This is a genomic window from Methylobacterium sp. 142-1Y, assembly GCF_057747795.1.
Genome location: NZ_CM173224.1, coordinates 4,684,675 through 4,700,354, shown reverse-complemented (window position 1 = coordinate 4,700,354; position 15,680 = coordinate 4,684,675). Strand labels below are relative to the sequence as shown.

Here is a 15,680-nt window from a genome sequence, read left to right as displayed (position 1 = left end):
GCCCCGCCGTCGCATATTCGCCACAGGGGGCGGCTCTATGGCCGGACCGGCCCCTGCGGCACGCCAGCCTTCCGGGCCGGCGTGCCGGCCTGCCCCGCCTTCGCCCATACGGAGAACCCTGCCGATGACCGGCCGTCCCCGCTCCGGCCCGCTCCGCGCGGTGTCCCTCGGCGCCGCTCTCTCGGTCGCCGCCCTGGTGAGCGCGGCGCCTGCCCAGGCGCAGGTGTCGTCGTTCCTCGACGGTCTGTTCGGCCGCAAGGACCCGGCGCCCGAGGTGCAGCCGGACGTGGCGCCCGCCGCCCCGAGCCAGGCGGCACCGGCCGGACCCTCCGCCGCCCGGGCGCCGCTTCCGCCGCGCCGGCCGACTTCCCTCGGCGGGGCCAGGGGCACTGCGCCCGAGCCGGTCGAGACCGCCGCCGTCCCGGCCGCCCCCGAGGCCGGCCGCCCGGCACAGCAGGTCGCCGCCGCCACCACCGCGGCCGCTGTCGATCCCGCCAATCCGGCCGCGGTGATCGAGCGCGCCAACGCCTATTTCAACAACGTCTCGACGCTGACCGGCAACTTCATCCAGATCGGCGCCGACGGGCGCAAGATCGGCGGCAAGCTCTACCTCGCCAAGCCCGGACGCCTGCGCTTCGACTACGACCAGCCCTCGACACTCGAGGTGATCGCCGACGGCACCTCGGTGGCCGTGCGCGACCGCAAGCTGGCGACCCAGGACCTCTACTTCATCTCGCAGACACCGCTGAAATTCCTGCTCCGCGACAAGATCGACCTCGCCCGCGACCTCACCGTCACCGACGTCGCGGCCGAGCCCGGCGGCATCCGCATCGTGCTCGACGATCGCTCGACGCTGGGGGGCACCTCCCGCATCGCGCTCTACTTCGACGACGCGATGAAGACCTTGAGCCAGTGGCGGATCACCGACCCGCAGGGCTACCAGACCACCGTGCTGCTCTCCAACCTCCAGCGCGGCCGCGCCGTCGACGGCATGCTGTTCGTCATCAATTACGGCCGGGCGGTCGACAAGGAGCTGGAAGCCAAGATGCAGCAGGCCCGTCCCAACTGATCCATCCCAGTGCGCTTCGCCATCGACAGGCCGATGGCGAAGCGTCCGGCGCATGAGCGCCGACGCCCAGTCGGGCTCAGCCGGCGCGTTTGAACGCGCTGCGGTTTTACTCCTGCTTTCGAGACCTCGACCGTTGCGCCTCACCGTCAGCACCTGGAACATCAACTCGGTCCGCCTGCGCATCGACCTCGTGCGTCGCTTCCTCGACGAGGCGAAGCCCGACGTGCTCTGCCTCCAGGAGACCAAATGCCCGGACGACCGTTTCCCGTTGAAGGAGCTGCAGAGCTTCGGCTATCCGCACGTCGTCTTCGCCGGGCAAAAAGGGTATAACGGCGTCGCGATCCTCTCGCGCCTGCCGCTCGTCACCCGCGAGGTGATGAGCTTCTGCGAGCGCCAGGACGCGCGCCACATCTCGGCGGTGCTCGGACCGGAGGCGGGCCTTGCGGCCGGCATCGCGATCCACGACTTCTACGTCCCGGCCGGCGGCGACGTGCCGGACGCGAAGCTGAACGACAAATTCGCCCACAAGCTCTCCTTCATGGACGAGCTGCGCGCCTGGGGCGGCCGGCGCCCCTCGGGTCCGGCAATCCTCGTCGGCGACCTCAACGTGGCGCCGCTCGAGCACGATGTCTGGTCGCACAAGCAACTGCTCGACGTGGTCAGCCACACCCCGATCGAGACCGAGCGCCTGGAATCCCTAAGGGGCGAGGCCGGCTGGATCGACACGATGCGCCACCTGCGCCCGCCGCCGGAGAAGATCTATACGTGGTGGAGCTACCGTTCCCCCGACTGGGCGGCGGCCGACAAGGGACGGCGACTCGACCATATCTGGGTCACGCCGGACCTCGCCGATACGGTGAAGTCGGTGACGGTGGCGCGGCATGCCCGGGCCTGGGAGAAGCCGTCGGACCATGTGCCGGTGACGGTCGAATTGGAGCTGTAGAGGTTCGGCAACGACCGGATCGATCGATCTGGCGCCGAAGTCGACAGCTCTCCACGTCATCACGGGGCTCGTCGAAGACGAGAATCTGGGGTCCATAGCCGCTGACGGTGCAAGATGAGGCGACCGTCGTTCCCATGGGGCCGTCCGTCATTCAACTTGCGCTCGCCCGCGATCGAGTCTCTACTCCGGTCATGGCATCGGTCGCCCTCCAGATTCCGGACACGGTCATGCAGCAGGCACAGGATGCTGCGACGGAAGAGGGCACCCCCTGGATCAGACGCTCCTCGGCCTCATCACCGACGGCGTCGATCAGCAGCGCAGGTTCCGGACCATGCGCGAGCGCGTAGCGCGGGCCGATGTCGCTGCCGCCCTGGCAATCCTCGATCGGGCGCCGGACGTGCGCCCGACCCCGGTGACGAGATCCCGTGAGTTCCCGCGCCGACGCCGTGACGCCAATCCCATTCCAGAGCATCCGCGAGCGTTGGCACGCGGACCCGTGGTATCGGGCTTCCTACGAGGAGGTCTCTCCGGCCATGGCACTGGCCTTCGCCATGGCGGAGGGGCTCGGCAGGCCTCGACGCTCTCTCAGGCGGAGGTCGCCCGGCGCATCGGTGCCTCGCAGGCGATGGTGGCACGGTGGGAGACAGGCAAGGCAGCGCCGACCACGACCTCTCTGCGCCGTTTCGCTGAGGCGACGGGAGCCCGCCGCCGGATCGAGTGCGCCTTCGAGCGGGACTGACGGGCGAAGGGGCGGAGCGCTACGCGCCACCCCTCCCCGTCCGCCCTACCGATCCGCCTTCTCGCCCGCGGCTTCCCTGGCGACGAACCCCTTCGTCACCGGCACGATCTGAGCAAACACCGCCTCGGCCATCCGCTCCTCCTCCTTGAGAGACAGGCGCAGGGTCTCGATGTCGCGGGCGTGCCCGGCCTCCTCGGCCAGCGTGATCAGCGAGGTATAGGCGGCGATCTCGTAGGTCTCGACCGAGTAGTCGGTATAGAGGTTCTTCAAGACCTCGTCGCCGGTCACGCTGTGGACGAGCGCCGCGACATTGCCCACCGTCTGGGTCACCACGTCCTTGAGGAGCGAGCGGTCCTCGCCGTGGCGGTGCAGCAGGTCGGCGAGGCGGGTGACCTGCTGGTCGGTCTCGCTCCTGTGCAGCCGCAGCGCCTGGGTCAGGTCGGGATAGTGCTCGTAGCGCTCGATCTGGCGCTGGATCATCTGCGCCGCCTGCTTCTCCAGGGCGTGGGTGTTGCGCAGGGCCGTGACGTAGATCGCCTGCACGGTCTCGTCGCTCTTGGCCGCGGTCGCGGTCGTGGTCATCGCACATCCTCTCGTGGGGTGGAGAATGGCGGGCAAACTACGTGGGGGTATCTCGGGTTCGACCTCGGCCGTTCCCGGATGCAGCCGGCATGGGCGTGACGAAACCGCGCGCGGTCAGAATGGCACGCAGGCCACAGGGGAGTGGCAAGGGGCGACGGATCGTGTATAGGCTGCGCCACCCTCGCCCGCACACGGCGAGGTTTTTCGCCTTGGCAGACCGCGCTGGACGACATCCCGGCCCGGCCGAGCCCTTGCGGAAGGCGGCCTCCCTCAAGAGCCCGCGCACCTCGTGAACCCGTAGCACTGAAAGGACACGCGATGTCGATCACGGCGGAGCGCAAGACCGCGCTCATCAAGGAACATGCCCGCGGCGGGACCGACACCGGCTCGCCGGAAGTGCAGGTCGCGATCCTCACCGAGCGGATCCAGAACCTCACCGGGCACTTCAAGACCCACACCAAGGACAACCACTCGCGCCGCGGCCTGCTCAAGCTGGTGTCGCAGCGCCGGTCGCTCCTCGACTACCTGAAGCGCAAGGACGAGGCCCGCTACCGCGCCCTCATCGAGCGCCTCGGCATCCGCCGCTAAGGTGGACCTCACGCGGTTCGGGCACCGGTCCGGGCCGCGTTTTCGCGGGTGAGCCTCGAGGCTCCCCCGTCCCGGGTGGGCCGGAATGGGTCCGGCCGCCCTTAATCCGGGACCCGCACTGAAGAATGCGGGCCGCGACCGCCAGGGCAGGATCGCCGGTGGCTCTCAATGAGCCCCTCGCCGTCTTGCGCTGGCGCCGCCCTCCCGGACCGCAGGAAGGCATGACGAACATGTTCGACGTTCAACGCGAAGAGCTGCTGTGGGGCGGGCGCAAGCTCGTGCTCGAGACCGGCAAGGTCGCCCGCCAGGCCGACGGCGCCGTGGTCGCCACCTACGGCGAGACCTCGGTGCTCGCCACCGTGGTGTCGATGAAGGAGCCGAAGCCCGGCATCGATTTCCTGCCGCTCACGGTGAACTACCAGGAGCGCACCTACGCCGCCGGCCGCATCCCGGGCGGCTACTTCAAGCGCGAGGGCCGTCCCTCCGAGAAGGAGACCCTGGTCTCCCGCCTGATCGACCGGCCGATCCGCCCCCTCTTCGTCGAGGGCTGGCGCAACGACACCCAGCTCGTCGTCACGGTGCTCTCGCACGACCTCGAGACCGATCCCGACATCCTCGCCATGGTGGCGGCCTCCGCGGCGCTGACCCTGTCGGGCGTGCCGTTCATGGGCCCGATCGGGGCTGCCCGCGTCGGCTATGTCGGCGGTCAGTACAAGCTCAACCCGCCCATCCAGGAAATGGAGGGCTCGACCCTCGACCTCGTCGTCGCCGGCACCCAGGACGCCGTGCTGATGGTGGAGTCGGAGGCGAAGGAGCTGTCCGAGGACGTGATGCTCGGGGCCGTGATGTTCGGCCACAAGCACTTCCAGCCGGTCATCGAGGCGATCATCCGCCTCGCCGAGAAGGCCGCCAAGGAGCCGCGCAACTTCCAGCCCGCGGATAATTCCGAGGTCGAGAAGGCCGTGCTCGAGGTCGGCGAGGCCGATCTGCGCGAGGCCTACAAGAACACCGTCAAGCAGGAGCGCTACGCCGCCGTCGACGCCGTGAAGGCGAAGGTGATGGCAGCCCTCGCGCCGCCTGAGGGCGAGGCCCGCTTCGAGGCCGAGAAGATCAAGGCCGCCTTCAAGGAGGCCCAGTCGAAGGTGGTCCGCTGGAACATCCTCGACACCGGCTCCCGGATCGACGGCCGCGACGTGAAGACCGTCCGCCCGATCGTCTCCGAGGTCGGCGTGCTGCCCCGCACCCACGGCTCGGCCCTGTTCACCCGCGGCGAGACCCAGGCGCTGGTGGTGGCGACGCTGGGCACCGGCGACGACGAGCAGTTCATCGACGCGCTCTCGGGCACCTACAAGGAGACGTTCCTCCTCCACTACAACTTCCCGCCCTATTCGGTGGGCGAGACCGGCCGCATGGGCTCGCCCGGCCGCCGCGAGATCGGCCACGGCAAGCTCGCCTGGCGCGCCGTGCACCCGGTCCTGCCGGCCGCCCACGAGTTCCCCTACACGATCCGCGTCGTGTCGGAGATTACCGAGTCGAACGGCTCGTCCTCGATGGCCTCGGTCTGCGGCGCCTCGCTGTCGCTGATGGATGCCGGCGTGCCCCTGCGCCGTCCGGTGGCCGGCATCGCCATGGGCCTCATCCTCGAGGGTGAGCGCTACGCGGTGCTGTCCGACATCCTCGGCGACGAGGATCATCTCGGCGACATGGACTTCAAGGTGGCCGGCACGGAGGAGGGCATCACCTCGCTCCAGATGGACATCAAGATCGCCGGCATCACCGAGGAGATCATGCGGGTGGCGCTCGCCCAGGCCAAGGACGGTCGCGCGACCATCCTCGGCGAGATGTCCAAGGCGCTGACCGCCGCCCGTCCCGAGCTCGGCGAGCATGCGCCGCGCATCGAGACGATGCAGATTCCGACCGACAAGATCCGGGAAGTGATCGGCACCGGCGGCAAGGTGATCCGCGAGATCGTCGAGAAGACCGGCGCCAAGATCGACATCCAGGATACCGGCATCATCAAGATCGCCTCGGCCGACGGCAAGGCGATCAAGGCGGCCTACAACTGGATCCGCTCGATCGTGGCCGAGGCCGAGGTCGGCATGATCTACGAGGGCACCGTCGTGAAGACGATGGAGTTCGGCGCCTTCGTCAACTTCTTCGGCGCCAAGGACGGTCTCGTCCACATCTCCGAGCTCGCCGCCCAGCGCGTCGCCAAGGTCACCGACGTGGTGAAGGAGGGCGACAAGGTGAAGGTGAAGTTCCTCGGCCAGGACGATCGCGGCAAGATCCGCCTGTCGATGAAGGTCGTCGACCAGGAGACCGGCGAGGACCTGACGGAGAAGCTGAAGGCCCAGCGCGACGCCGACCGCTCGCGCGAGCGGCAGCCCCGCGGCGAGTGATCGCTGAGGCGGTCGGCGGGGGCCGGACGGTTTCCGCCGCCATGCCCTGGAAGCGCGGCCCTGCGGGGCCGCGCTTTTTTGTGCCCGCTGCGAAAGGCTGCGTCAGGCACGTTGATACTGCGACGTGCCTTGCATCCCGGTCGGCGGGCAACTGATTTGACGACGGATGACGCGTACCAGCGGCTCGTCGAGCAACTGGACGAGGTGCTCGGCCCCTTCGCTGGCGAGGATGAGGATCATCCCCTCGCCCTTCTGGCGTCCCGTATGGGCGACCTGATCGAAGCCTACGACGAGGAGCATCGCCCGCTTCCGGTGGCCACGGGAGCCGAGGTGCTGCGCGTGATCATGGTGGAGCGCGGGTTGGGGCAATCCGATCTGCCGGAGGTCGGGGGGCCGTCGGTCGTGTCAGAGATCCCGGCCGGGAAGCGCCAGATCAACCTGCGTCAGGCGCGAGCGCTTGCAGATCGGTTCGGCTTTCCGGCCGCGCTGTTCCTGGGACTGTGAGCCGCCTGCCGCCATCATTCTTCCCGTCCGCCTCCGCCCCTGCTTAAAGGTCTGCCGCGGGCCGCAGCCGATTCGCCCGCCGGGGAGGCAGCGCATGAGCGACGATCTCGTCTTCTACACCCACCCGATGTCCCGCGGGCGCATCGTCCGTTGGATGCTGGAGGAGGTCGGGGCGCCCTACCGGACCGAAATCCTCGGCTACGGGCAGACGATGAAGGATGCCGCCTACCGCACCATCAATCCGCTCGCCAAGGTGCCTGCGCTCGTGCATCGCGGCGTGACCGTGACCGAGACGGCGGCGATCTGCGCCTACCTGGCCGATGCCTTCCCGCAGGCCGGCCTCGCCCCGGCCATCGATGATCCGGAGCGCGGCGCCTATTACCGCTGGCTGTTCTTCGCCGCCGGCCCGGTCGAGGCGGCGGTGACCGACAAGGCGCTCGGCGTCGAGGTGCCGGAGGACAGGCGCCGCATGGTCGGGTACGGCAGCATGGCGGAGGTGCTCGACGCCCTCGAAGGCGCGGTTTCGGGCAGAGACTACCTCGCCGGCGGGCGCTTCTCGGCCGCCGATCTCTATCTCGGGTCGCACCTGATGTGGGGGATGCAGTTCGGCGGCATCGAGCGACGCCCTGCCTACGAAGCCTATGTCGCCCGCCTCGCCGGCCGGCCGGCGGCCGTGCGCGCCCGGGAGATCGACGACCGGCTGATCGCACAAGCGCCGCAGGCCTGAGAGAAGCGCCGCAGGCTTGAGCGATACGCCGCAAGGGCCGAGCGGAGCTTTCGCCAGGGAACGTCCGGCCTCCGGCCGCGTTCGCACCGCGACGCAGCGGAATTCTTCCGCGACCGACCCTGACGGAGACCCCATGGCCAACGACCTGATGCACGACGTGTTCGGCGGCGAGCGCAACCTGACCACCAAGGAGCGCGCCATCTCGGTCGTGCTCGGCCTCGGGCTGGCCGCGGCGGCGGCGCAGCCCCGGCCGAACAAGTTCCTGAGCCTCGCGGCCCTGGTCGCCGGCTCGCTCCTGGCGATCCGCGGCGCCACCGGCCATTGCGCCGCCAAGTCGCTGATGAACAGCGGCTCCCACGAGCCGGCGCGGATTTGATCCCGGGGGGCGCCGATTCGGCGCCCCTTTCCTTTGTGCCTTTGTGCGAACGAAAAAAGGCCCGCACCGGGCTGCCGGCGCGGGCCTTGTCTCGTACAGGATGGCCGGCGGTGTCCCGCCGGCTTCCCGGATATCAGAGGACCGTGGTGCGGCGGCGGCCCTGGATGAAGCCGTAGATCGCCAGGACGATCACGGCGCCGACGACCGAGGCGATCAGGCCCGCGCCCTCGTTGGGCGGGTACCAGCCGGTGAGCTGACCCAGGAACGTCGCCACGAAGGCGCCGACGATGCCCAGCAGCGTGGTCATGATGAAGCCGCTCGGCTCGTTGGCCGAGCCGGGCATGATGAACTTGGCGATGACACCGGCGACGAAGCCGATGATGATGGTCCACAGGATCGCAAGCATTGGGGTCTGCCCTTCGGCTCCGCTTCGATGCAGGGCAAACGCACGAGGTCCGGCCATGGTTGCGCCGAACTTCGCGCTTCGGAACGCTGTGGATGGCGCGAGGCCTTTACGTGGCCCTCGGTTCGGCGGCACAAGGCGCCGGAGCGCCATTCCAGCGCCTCGAGGAGTGTTTCGATGACCATCACCCGTTTCGACACCGGCCCCCGGATGAGCCAGGCGGTGGTCCATAACGGCACCGCCTACCTCGCCGGCCAGGTCGCGGACAACGTCTCGAACAACGAGGGCGTCGAGGCGCAGACCAAGGACATCCTGGCCCAGATCGACGCGCTGCTCGCGACCGTCGGCAGCGACAAGACCCGTCTGCTCTCGGCCACGATCTACCTCGCCGACATGTCGACCTTCGCCGAGATGAACCGTGCCTGGGACGGCTGGGTCGCCGAAGGCCACACCCCGGCCCGCGCCACCGTCGAGGCGAAGCTCGCCGGCCCGCAATACAAGGTCGAGATCTCGATCATCGCCGCGGTCAAGGCCTGACATGCGGCTCCTCCGGCGCGGCTTCCTGCGGGCGACCACCGCCTGCCTTCTCGCTCTGGCGGCTGGGTTCCCGACGGGGCCAGCAGTCGCGGCCGCGCCGGAGCGGGTCGTCAACATCTACAACTGGTCGGATTATATCGACCCCAAGATGCTCGACGCCTTCACGCGCGAGACCGGCATCAAGGTCGTCTACGACACCTACGACACCAACGAGATCCTCGAGACCAAGCTGCTCGCCGGCCGCTCGGGCTACGACCTCGTGGTGCCGACGGGGCCCTTCCTGCAGCGCCTGATCAAGGCCGGCGCCTTCCAGCCCCTCGACAAGGCCAAGCTGCCGAACCTCAAGCACGCCTGGCCCGAGGTGACGGCGCGGCTCGCGGCCTACGATCCGGGCAACGCCTACGCCGTCGACTACATGTGGGGCACCACCGGCATCGGGGTGAACACCGCGCTCGTGCGCGAGCGCTTGGGGCCCAACCAGCCGCTCAACACCTGGGACATCGTCCTGCGCCCGGAGCTGATCGCCAAGCTCAAGGATTGCGGCGTCACGATGCTGGATTCTCCCGACGATATCATTCCGAGCGTGCTCCAGGCGCTCGGGCTGAAGCCCGATTCGCGCCGGGTCGACGACCTCGACAAGGCGGGCGACGCGCTGTTCCGCATCCGCGGCGCGGTGCAGAAGTTCCACTCCTCCGAGTACATCAACCAGCTCGCCAATGGCGACGTCTGCCTCTCGGTCGGCTATTCGGGCGACATCCTGCAGGCCCGCCGTCGCGCCCGCGAGGCCAAGAACGACGTCGACATCGCCTATTACATCCCGCAGCAGGGCGCCCTGATGTGGTTCGATGCCTTCGCGATCCCCAAGGACGCGGCCCACGCGGCGGAGGCCCACGCCTTCATCGACTTCATGATGCGGCCCGAGGTGGCGGCGGCCAACACCAACTTCGTCTCCTACGCGAGCGGCAACCTGGCGGCGAAGACCCTGATCCGCCCCGAGATCCTGTCCGATCCCGGCATCTACCCGGACGAGGCGACCTTCCGGCGGCTGTTCACCAACACCGCCTACGACGACCGCACCCAGCGGGTGGTGACGCGGCTCTGGACCCGCGTCCGTACCGGGCGGTGAGGCCCAAGGTCCGGCCAAGCTCCGGCCAAGTCCCGGGCAAGTTCGAGCCGCGTTTGGACCAAACGGCCGGTACTGCCGGCACGGACGGCATGCTAACCGGGAGGGATGGGTGATCCGTGCGAACCCGTCCTGATGATGCTCCGCGATGCCGGCGAGGCGGTGCCGCCCCTCGCCGGGCAGCTCGCCGCCAAGGGCTACGGCATCGTCGATGCCGTGGGGACGGAACTGGATCCGGTGCCGGCCGCCATCGCCGGAGGGTGGGTGGTCGATCTGGCGCTGGTGAGCCCGGGCCTGTCGGCCTCGCCGGAGCTGCCGGGCATCGCCGCGCGCCTGCGGGTGGCCTGGCCCCGCCTGCCGCTGGTCTGCCTGCCCGAGGCCGCTGCCGTCCCCGGCCTGCCCGCCCTGTCCCGGGACATGAGCCTGTCCGAGATTTGCGAGCGCCTGGACGACCTGATGCTGGCGGCCGCGGAGATGCGCGCCGAGGCCGAGAGGCTGCACTGGATGGCCACCGGTTTCGCTGCGCGAGTGCGGCAGGCGCGCCTCGGGCTCGGACATGCCGTCGCCGATGCGCAGCGTCTCCTCGCCGAGGTCCGGCGTCTCCCCAGGAAGGGCGGGCCGGACGACGGCCTGTCGTGAGGATGGGGCCCCCTCTTGGCGAGAGAGGGCCGGGACTCATCAATCCTTGAGGTCGTCCGGCACCTTGCCGCCGTTCTCCTCCAGCTTCTTGATGACCTGCTTGTGCAGCCACACGTTCATCGTGGCCGAGTCGTCGGTGTCGCCGGTGTAGTTCAGCTCCTTGGCGAGCTCCTTGCGGGCCGACAGGCTGCTGTCGAGATGGAGCAGCTTCATCAGATCGACGATTGAGGTGCGCCAGTTGAGCGGCTGCCCGGCCTTCGCGGCGAGGTCGTTGAGCACCGCCTCGACATCGACCTTCCCGTCGACCTTCGGCACGCTGGCGCCCGAAGACGCGTCCGAGCCGCCGCCGAGTGCGCCGCCCGTGGAGGTGTCGGTCTTCGGCGCGTCCGACGTCTGCGCCTGAGCGTCGCCGCCGCCGAAGGGGTGCAGGATCTTGCTGACGATCGTCCCGAGCAGGCTCATCGTGTCATCCTCCGTCAAGGGCTCATGGTGGCGCCCGCGACCATGCGGCCGTGGGCGGATATAGGGTGCGCTCGCCCTGCGGCACCGTCGTCACGGTAACGAACCGCCCCGCTTCCCGTTCCTCGCCGCAGGGGAGATGCGCGCTTCCGGCCGCTTCACGGACCCGCCGGATCGGGTAAGGACGTTGCGCCGGCCTCGACACGGGGCCGATGAGATCGAAGGCCGTGGACGAGGCATGACAGGGGATCCGATCCGCCGGGCGCTCGACGACGTCTGGTACTGCGTCGGCGAGAGCCGCAGCCTGCGGCCCGGGGGTATGCGGTCTGTGAGCCTCGGCGAGGAGGCCGTGGTGGTCGGGCGCGAGGAATCGGGTGCGCTGTTCGCGCTGCGCGACCGCTGCCCCCATCGCGGCATGGCGCTCTCGGCCGGCCGCATCGTCGACGGCAACCTCGTCTGCCCGTTCCACGGCTGGCAGTTCCGGCCCGACGGCGCCTGCGCGGCGATTCCGGCCCTCGCCCGCCGGGACGACGCCAACTTCGCCTCGGTCCGCCTCGCCCGCTTCGCGATTGCCGAGAAATCCGGCCTGATCTGGATCCATGCGAGCGCGAATCCCGCGGGTGCGAACCCGGACGCGGCGCCGCCGATCCCGGAGGTCGAGTTCAAGTATTGCGGCCAGCTCGTCGAGATCCTGGAGGTCGAGGCCTCGTTCGACCTCGTCGCCCTGAGCTTCGTCGATCCGGCCCACGTCGCCTACGTGCACGATTCCTGGTGGTGGCGCCCGTCGAAGACCATGAAGGAGAAGGTGAAGCACTTCGCGCCCTCGCCCTTCGGCTTCACCATGACGAGCCACACCGCGAAGACCGCCTCCCTCGCCTACCGCCTGCTCGGCTCGATCCCGGAGGTCGAGATCGAGTTCCGGCTGCCGGGGGTGCGGCTGGAGCGGATCACCGCCGGCGAGAAGCGCTTGGCCAACTACACCTTCGCCGCGCCGCTGGCGAACGGGCGCACCGCGCTCATCAACGCGATGTACTGGAACATTCCGGCGCTCAACCTGCTCAAGCCCGTCGCCCGGCCGCTGATGCGCCAGTTCCTCGGCCAGGACCGGGACGTGCTCCAGATCGCCCAGCGCGGCCTCGACCGGAAGCCCGCCATGGTGCTGATGGGCGAGAGCGACGTGCAGTCGCAATGGTATTTCAGCCTCAAGCGCGAGTTCCTGCGCGCCCGCGAGGCCGGGGCCGCCTTCGTCAATCCCTTGGAGCCGCGGGAACTGCGCTGGCGCAGCTGAGTTCGGCCTGGGAATTCCATCCTGGGTAGAGGCCCTGACGCAGAATTCTTCCGGTTGTGTGTCCGGGCGCTATCGCGACCCGCATCGTTTGGCCTATTCAGGGTCGAGTCGCTGCCCGGAGAATCGGATGTCCGAGGACATCTTCCGCATCATCTACAAGAGTGCCGCCGCGCATCCGGCGGATGTGATGCTGAGCCACGGCCATATCGCGAACCTGCTCGCCACGGCCCGGCAGCGCAACCGGGCGGCCGATGTCTCGGGCGTCCTGGTCTATACCGGCCTCGGCTTCTTCCAGGTGCTGGAAGGCCCGCGATCCGGCGTCCAGCCGATCTTCGAATCGATCCTGGCCGATCGGCGCCATCACACCCTGGCGGTGATCGAGATGGATTTCACCGCCGAGCGCCGCTTCGACGGCTGGGCCATGGGCTTCCTCGGCACCACCCGCGAACTCGACGACCGGCTCAACGGCGTCGGGCTCGGCCCGGTCGGGGGGCCCGAGACCCTGGACCGGCTCCTGCGCCGGACCCTGCTCGTCCTCGTCGACAGCCCGATCAGCATGCCGTGGCTCGGTGCGCGCGAGGATGGTCTCGGGGCCGCCCTCGCGCGGCGGTTCTGACCTGACAGCCTGTTTGAGGGGATTGCTCTGCTGTAAGCTGAGAGTGACACGGCTTCCGGAGGATTCCTTCCGGACGCCGTATCACCAGTTCATCCCGCTGCCAGCACCCCCACCGCCACCGCCGGCCCGCAGGTCGACGCGAAGGCCGTGGCCTCCGGCGCGAGACGCGGCGCGATCAGGTCGGCCAGGTCCTCCGTCTGTCGTCCGAGGCGCGCGGCGAGGCGCGTGGCGACGAAGCGGCCGGCGCCGCAGTACACGATCGGCGCCGTCTCGAACAGCTCGCCGCGGGACAGGATCAGGCCGGCGGCATCGTGCAGCAGACGCAGCTGCGCCTCGGCGAAGAAGCCCGCGAGTCGCACCCAGTCCTCCTCCGAGCCCTCGTGGCGGTCGCGGCCGATCATCCGGGCGAGGCGGATCTCGGTCTCGGGGATGGACTTGCCCTTGAGGTCGGCACTGTCCTGCTGGTCCTCCGCCTCCGGCAGCAGCCCGAGCAGGCGGTAGGCGTCGGCCGTGGTGGCGAAGCACTCCGCCATCAAAGCCGTGCGCCGGCCGCGGAACGGCGCGGTCTGCGACAGGGCCAGCAGCGGCGTGCGGACCACGCCGGTATAGACCAGCTCCCCCGTCTCGAGCCGCTCGGCATCGCTGTAGCCGAGGGCGCGGGGCTGCCCGCCCCGGATCGGGATCAGGTCGGCGGTGGTCGATCCGATATCGACGAGGAGCGCGTCCGGCCGTAAGGCTCCGACCAGGGCGGCGGTGGCGTGCCAGTTGGCGCTGGCGATGTCGGCGGCATGGGCCGAGGCCGCGTCGGGCGCGACGAGGCCCGCCCGCCCGGCATAGACCGCCACCTCGCTTTGCAGGGTCCTGGCGGCCCAGGCAGCGAGTTGCGCCACGCCGTCGGCGCGGTCGGCGAAGCAGTCGGTCAGCTCTCCGGTCATCGTCACCGCGTGACGGGCGGGTTCCCGGGTCCAGTCCGGCAGGGCCGCGAAGGTGGCATCCAGCGCCGGCAGGCCGTTCCAGAGCGGGCACGGCGCCTGGACCACCGCCTGCACGCGGTCATCCTCGACCAGCGCCGCCTTGACATGGACCCCGCCGAGGTCCCAGCCGATGACGCGACGGAGCGAGGCGGAGGGATGGAGATGGGTCACGGTCGGGTCTCGCACGGGATGGATCGGGGCGGGGTGGCATGAGCGGGCCCGCTTCCGCAACCCGGACCGAGGTGGTGCCGGTCCTCGATCTGCGCGGCGGCGTGGTGGTGCGGGCGCGCGCCGGCGACCGCGAGGCTTACGCGCCGATCGTCACGCCGCTCTCGGGCAGCCCCGCCCCTGCCGAGGTGGCGCGCGGCCTCCTCGCAGCCTGGCCGGCGCGCCGGCTCTACGTCGCCGATCTCGACGCGATCATGGACGGGACGCCGCCGGACCTCGACTCCCTGAGGGCGATCACGGCGTCCTGCCCGGGGGTGGAGCTTTGGGTCGATGCAGGTTTCTCGACCGACGAGGGCGTGGCGGCCTTCCTGGCTGCGGGCTCAGGCCGGCCGGTGCTCGGCAGCGAGAGCCAGGCCGATGCGATGCTGGTGCGTCGGATCGGCGCCCGGGCGATACTCTCCCTCGACAGCCGCGATGGCGTGCCGATGGGCGCGGCCGAGCTGCACGTGGACCCGTCGGCTTGGCCGCCGGAGGTGATCGTGATGACCCTGTCGCGGGTCGGCAGCGGTGCGGGGCCGGATCTCGCGACCTTACGCGCCCTCAAGGCGCGATCGCCTCACACGGCCTTCTACGCAGCCGGGGGCCTGCGCGGGCCGGAGGACCTGCCGGTGCTGGAGGCGGCGGGCGCCGCCGGGGTGCTGGTGGCGAGCGCGATCCATGACGGGCGGCTGCGGGCCTGAACCGCGAGGACCTGCAAACGAGAAGGGAGGGCCCCGTAAGGGCCCTCCCGATGTTGCATTCAGCGTCCGAGGAAGATGGAGGCCAGTCGCTGGAACAGTCCCTGCGGCGGAGGCGGCGGGGGCGGCGGGGGAGGTGCCGCTGGCTGTTCCGGACGGTTTCCTGTCTAGGCGACGTTCGCCGCGAAGGGGTGCTGGGCGGTCTTGTACTGCTGCGTGACCTCGGCGGCGGTCGGCGTGCCCTTGATGGCGCGCTCGATCGACAGCTTCGTGGCCTCGTAGTTGTACTTCTCGATCTTGGCGTCGTCCGCGGCTTCCCAGTGGATGAACACGCCGACCAGGATGTACAGGTCGTCGGCCTCGGCGGCCGGGATGATGCCCTCGGCCACGCAATCCTGCACCGCCTTGGCGACGGCGTGCTGGGCCGGGCCGAACATCTGGACGGCCTGGCGGGCGTCGTTGATGGTCACCTTGTTGAACAGCAGGGTGTTGGGCTTGCACGGCAGGTTCGGCGCCACCACCGCGAGCAGGCTGGTGAAGCCGTGCTTGTTGTTGGTCAGGCTGTTGCAGAACGCCGTCTCGGCGGCGCTGCCGCGCGGGCCGATGATGAGGTCGATATGGGCGACCTCGTTGCCGTCACCGACGAGGGCCTCGCCCACCATCACCTTATTGATCGTCGCCATGTGGGGGTTCTCCCAAATATCGATAAGGTTAGCCGGCCGCCGGAACAGTGCGGCGCAGCACCGCCATCCTTGCTGTCGGCGTTCAGCGCGAGCCGAACCGGTTCTCTGGATGGCGGGCGGACCCTA

At 69.5% G+C, this 15,680-nt stretch carries 19 protein-coding genes; 14 read left to right on the top strand and 5 right to left on the bottom strand.

The window, feature by feature from the left end; all coding sequences use genetic code 11:
• Nucleotides 1-124: 124 nt before the first annotated feature.
• From AC3AOF_RS21535 to AC3AOF_RS21525, 3 genes are all read left to right on the top strand, one after another.
• On the top strand, nucleotides 125-1,069 hold the full coding sequence (locus AC3AOF_RS21535; RefSeq protein WP_236988950.1) for an outer-membrane lipoprotein carrier protein LolA: 945 nt from the start codon (nucleotides 125-127) through the stop codon (nucleotides 1,067-1,069).
• 133 nt (nucleotides 1,070-1,202) lie between these two features.
• On the top strand, nucleotides 1,203-2,012 hold the full coding sequence (gene xth / locus AC3AOF_RS21530) for an exodeoxyribonuclease III (RefSeq protein WP_236988951.1): 810 nt from the start codon (nucleotides 1,203-1,205) through the stop codon (nucleotides 2,010-2,012).
• Between the two features lie 331 nt (nucleotides 2,013-2,343).
• A complete protein-coding gene (locus AC3AOF_RS21525) occupies nucleotides 2,344-2,751 on the top strand; it encodes a helix-turn-helix domain-containing protein (protein WP_442919242.1) in 408 nt (135 codons plus the stop codon).
• A 45-nt stretch (nucleotides 2,752-2,796) separates the two neighbouring features.
• Here AC3AOF_RS21525 and AC3AOF_RS21520 read toward each other — a convergent pair whose 3' ends face one another.
• Nucleotides 2,797-3,333, bottom strand: coding sequence for a DUF892 family protein (locus AC3AOF_RS21520; RefSeq protein ID WP_236988952.1), 537 nt, complete (start codon nucleotides 3,331-3,333; stop codon nucleotides 2,797-2,799).
• 318 nt (nucleotides 3,334-3,651) lie between these two features.
• On the opposite strand from AC3AOF_RS21520, the gene rpsO reads away from it, so the two are divergent.
• The 5 genes from rpsO to AC3AOF_RS21495 all read left to right on the top strand — a co-directional run bounded on the left by rpsO (nucleotide 3,652) and on the right by AC3AOF_RS21495 (nucleotide 7,927).
• On the top strand, nucleotides 3,652-3,921 hold the full coding sequence (rpsO, locus tag AC3AOF_RS21515) for a 30S ribosomal protein S15 (protein WP_048427462.1): 270 nt from the start codon (nucleotides 3,652-3,654) through the stop codon (nucleotides 3,919-3,921).
• A 230-nt stretch (nucleotides 3,922-4,151) separates the two neighbouring features.
• Nucleotides 4,152-6,320: a polyribonucleotide nucleotidyltransferase gene (gene pnp / locus AC3AOF_RS21510; RefSeq protein WP_236988953.1), complete on the top strand. Its 2,169-nt coding sequence runs from the start codon at nucleotides 4,152-4,154 to the stop codon at nucleotides 6,318-6,320.
• Nucleotides 6,321-6,476: 156 nt separating this feature from the next.
• Complete coding sequence (locus tag AC3AOF_RS21505; protein WP_488346446.1) at nucleotides 6,477-6,824, top strand: helix-turn-helix domain-containing protein; 348 nt, start codon at nucleotides 6,477-6,479, stop codon at nucleotides 6,822-6,824.
• 94 nt (nucleotides 6,825-6,918) lie between these two features.
• Nucleotides 6,919-7,551: a glutathione S-transferase family protein gene (locus tag AC3AOF_RS21500; protein ID WP_236988955.1), complete on the top strand. Its 633-nt coding sequence runs from the start codon at nucleotides 6,919-6,921 to the stop codon at nucleotides 7,549-7,551.
• Between the two features lie 133 nt (nucleotides 7,552-7,684).
• On the top strand, nucleotides 7,685-7,927 hold the full coding sequence (locus AC3AOF_RS21495) for a YgaP-like transmembrane domain (protein WP_236988956.1): 243 nt from the start codon (nucleotides 7,685-7,687) through the stop codon (nucleotides 7,925-7,927).
• 133 nt (nucleotides 7,928-8,060) lie between these two features.
• Here AC3AOF_RS21495 and AC3AOF_RS21490 read toward each other — a convergent pair whose 3' ends face one another.
• Nucleotides 8,061-8,333, bottom strand: coding sequence for a GlsB/YeaQ/YmgE family stress response membrane protein (locus AC3AOF_RS21490; RefSeq protein WP_236988957.1), 273 nt, complete (start codon nucleotides 8,331-8,333; stop codon nucleotides 8,061-8,063).
• Nucleotides 8,334-8,507: 174 nt separating this feature from the next.
• Between AC3AOF_RS21490 and AC3AOF_RS21485 the strand changes: the two genes are divergently transcribed.
• The 3 genes from AC3AOF_RS21485 (at nucleotide 8,508) to AC3AOF_RS21475 (ending at nucleotide 10,629) form a co-directional block, all read left to right on the top strand.
• Entirely contained in the window at nucleotides 8,508-8,867 is a 360-nt protein-coding gene (locus tag AC3AOF_RS21485; RefSeq protein ID WP_236988958.1) for a RidA family protein, read from the top strand.
• Between the two features lies 1 nt (nucleotide 8,868).
• Entirely contained in the window at nucleotides 8,869-9,993 is a 1,125-nt protein-coding gene (locus tag AC3AOF_RS21480; protein ID WP_236988959.1) for a polyamine ABC transporter substrate-binding protein, read from the top strand.
• A 132-nt stretch (nucleotides 9,994-10,125) separates the two neighbouring features.
• A complete protein-coding gene (locus tag AC3AOF_RS21475) occupies nucleotides 10,126-10,629 on the top strand; it encodes a hypothetical protein (protein WP_488346445.1) in 504 nt (167 codons plus the stop codon).
• 39 nt (nucleotides 10,630-10,668) lie between these two features.
• Here AC3AOF_RS21475 and AC3AOF_RS21470 read toward each other — a convergent pair whose 3' ends face one another.
• A complete protein-coding gene (locus AC3AOF_RS21470; RefSeq protein WP_236988961.1) occupies nucleotides 10,669-11,091 on the bottom strand; it encodes a DUF3597 domain-containing protein in 423 nt (140 codons plus the stop codon).
• Nucleotides 11,092-11,326: 235 nt separating this feature from the next.
• On the opposite strand from AC3AOF_RS21470, the gene AC3AOF_RS21465 reads away from it, so the two are divergent.
• Both AC3AOF_RS21465 and AC3AOF_RS21460 read left to right on the top strand, forming a co-directional pair.
• Entirely contained in the window at nucleotides 11,327-12,376 is a 1,050-nt protein-coding gene (locus AC3AOF_RS21465) for a Rieske 2Fe-2S domain-containing protein (protein ID WP_488346444.1), read from the top strand.
• A gap of 127 nt (nucleotides 12,377-12,503) precedes the next feature.
• Nucleotides 12,504-12,992, top strand: a complete 489-nt coding sequence (locus tag AC3AOF_RS21460; RefSeq protein ID WP_488346443.1) for a BLUF domain-containing protein — start codon at nucleotides 12,504-12,506, stop codon at nucleotides 12,990-12,992.
• 89 nt (nucleotides 12,993-13,081) lie between these two features.
• On the opposite strand, the gene AC3AOF_RS21455 is transcribed toward AC3AOF_RS21460, so the two are convergent.
• On the bottom strand, nucleotides 13,082-14,137 hold the full coding sequence (locus tag AC3AOF_RS21455; RefSeq protein WP_488346442.1) for a hydantoinase/oxoprolinase family protein: 1,056 nt from the start codon (nucleotides 14,135-14,137) through the stop codon (nucleotides 13,082-13,084).
• 38 nt (nucleotides 14,138-14,175) lie between these two features.
• On the opposite strand from AC3AOF_RS21455, the gene AC3AOF_RS21450 reads away from it, so the two are divergent.
• Entirely contained in the window at nucleotides 14,176-14,874 is a 699-nt protein-coding gene (locus tag AC3AOF_RS21450) for a HisA/HisF-related TIM barrel protein (RefSeq protein WP_488346441.1), read from the top strand.
• A 164-nt stretch (nucleotides 14,875-15,038) separates the two neighbouring features.
• Here AC3AOF_RS21450 and fae read toward each other — a convergent pair whose 3' ends face one another.
• Nucleotides 15,039-15,554 carry a formaldehyde-activating enzyme gene (gene fae, locus AC3AOF_RS21445; protein ID WP_139033699.1) on the bottom strand — a complete coding sequence of 172 codons (516 nt, stop codon included), beginning with the start codon at nucleotides 15,552-15,554 and terminating at the stop codon, nucleotides 15,039-15,041.
• Nucleotides 15,555-15,680 lie beyond the last annotated feature (126 nt).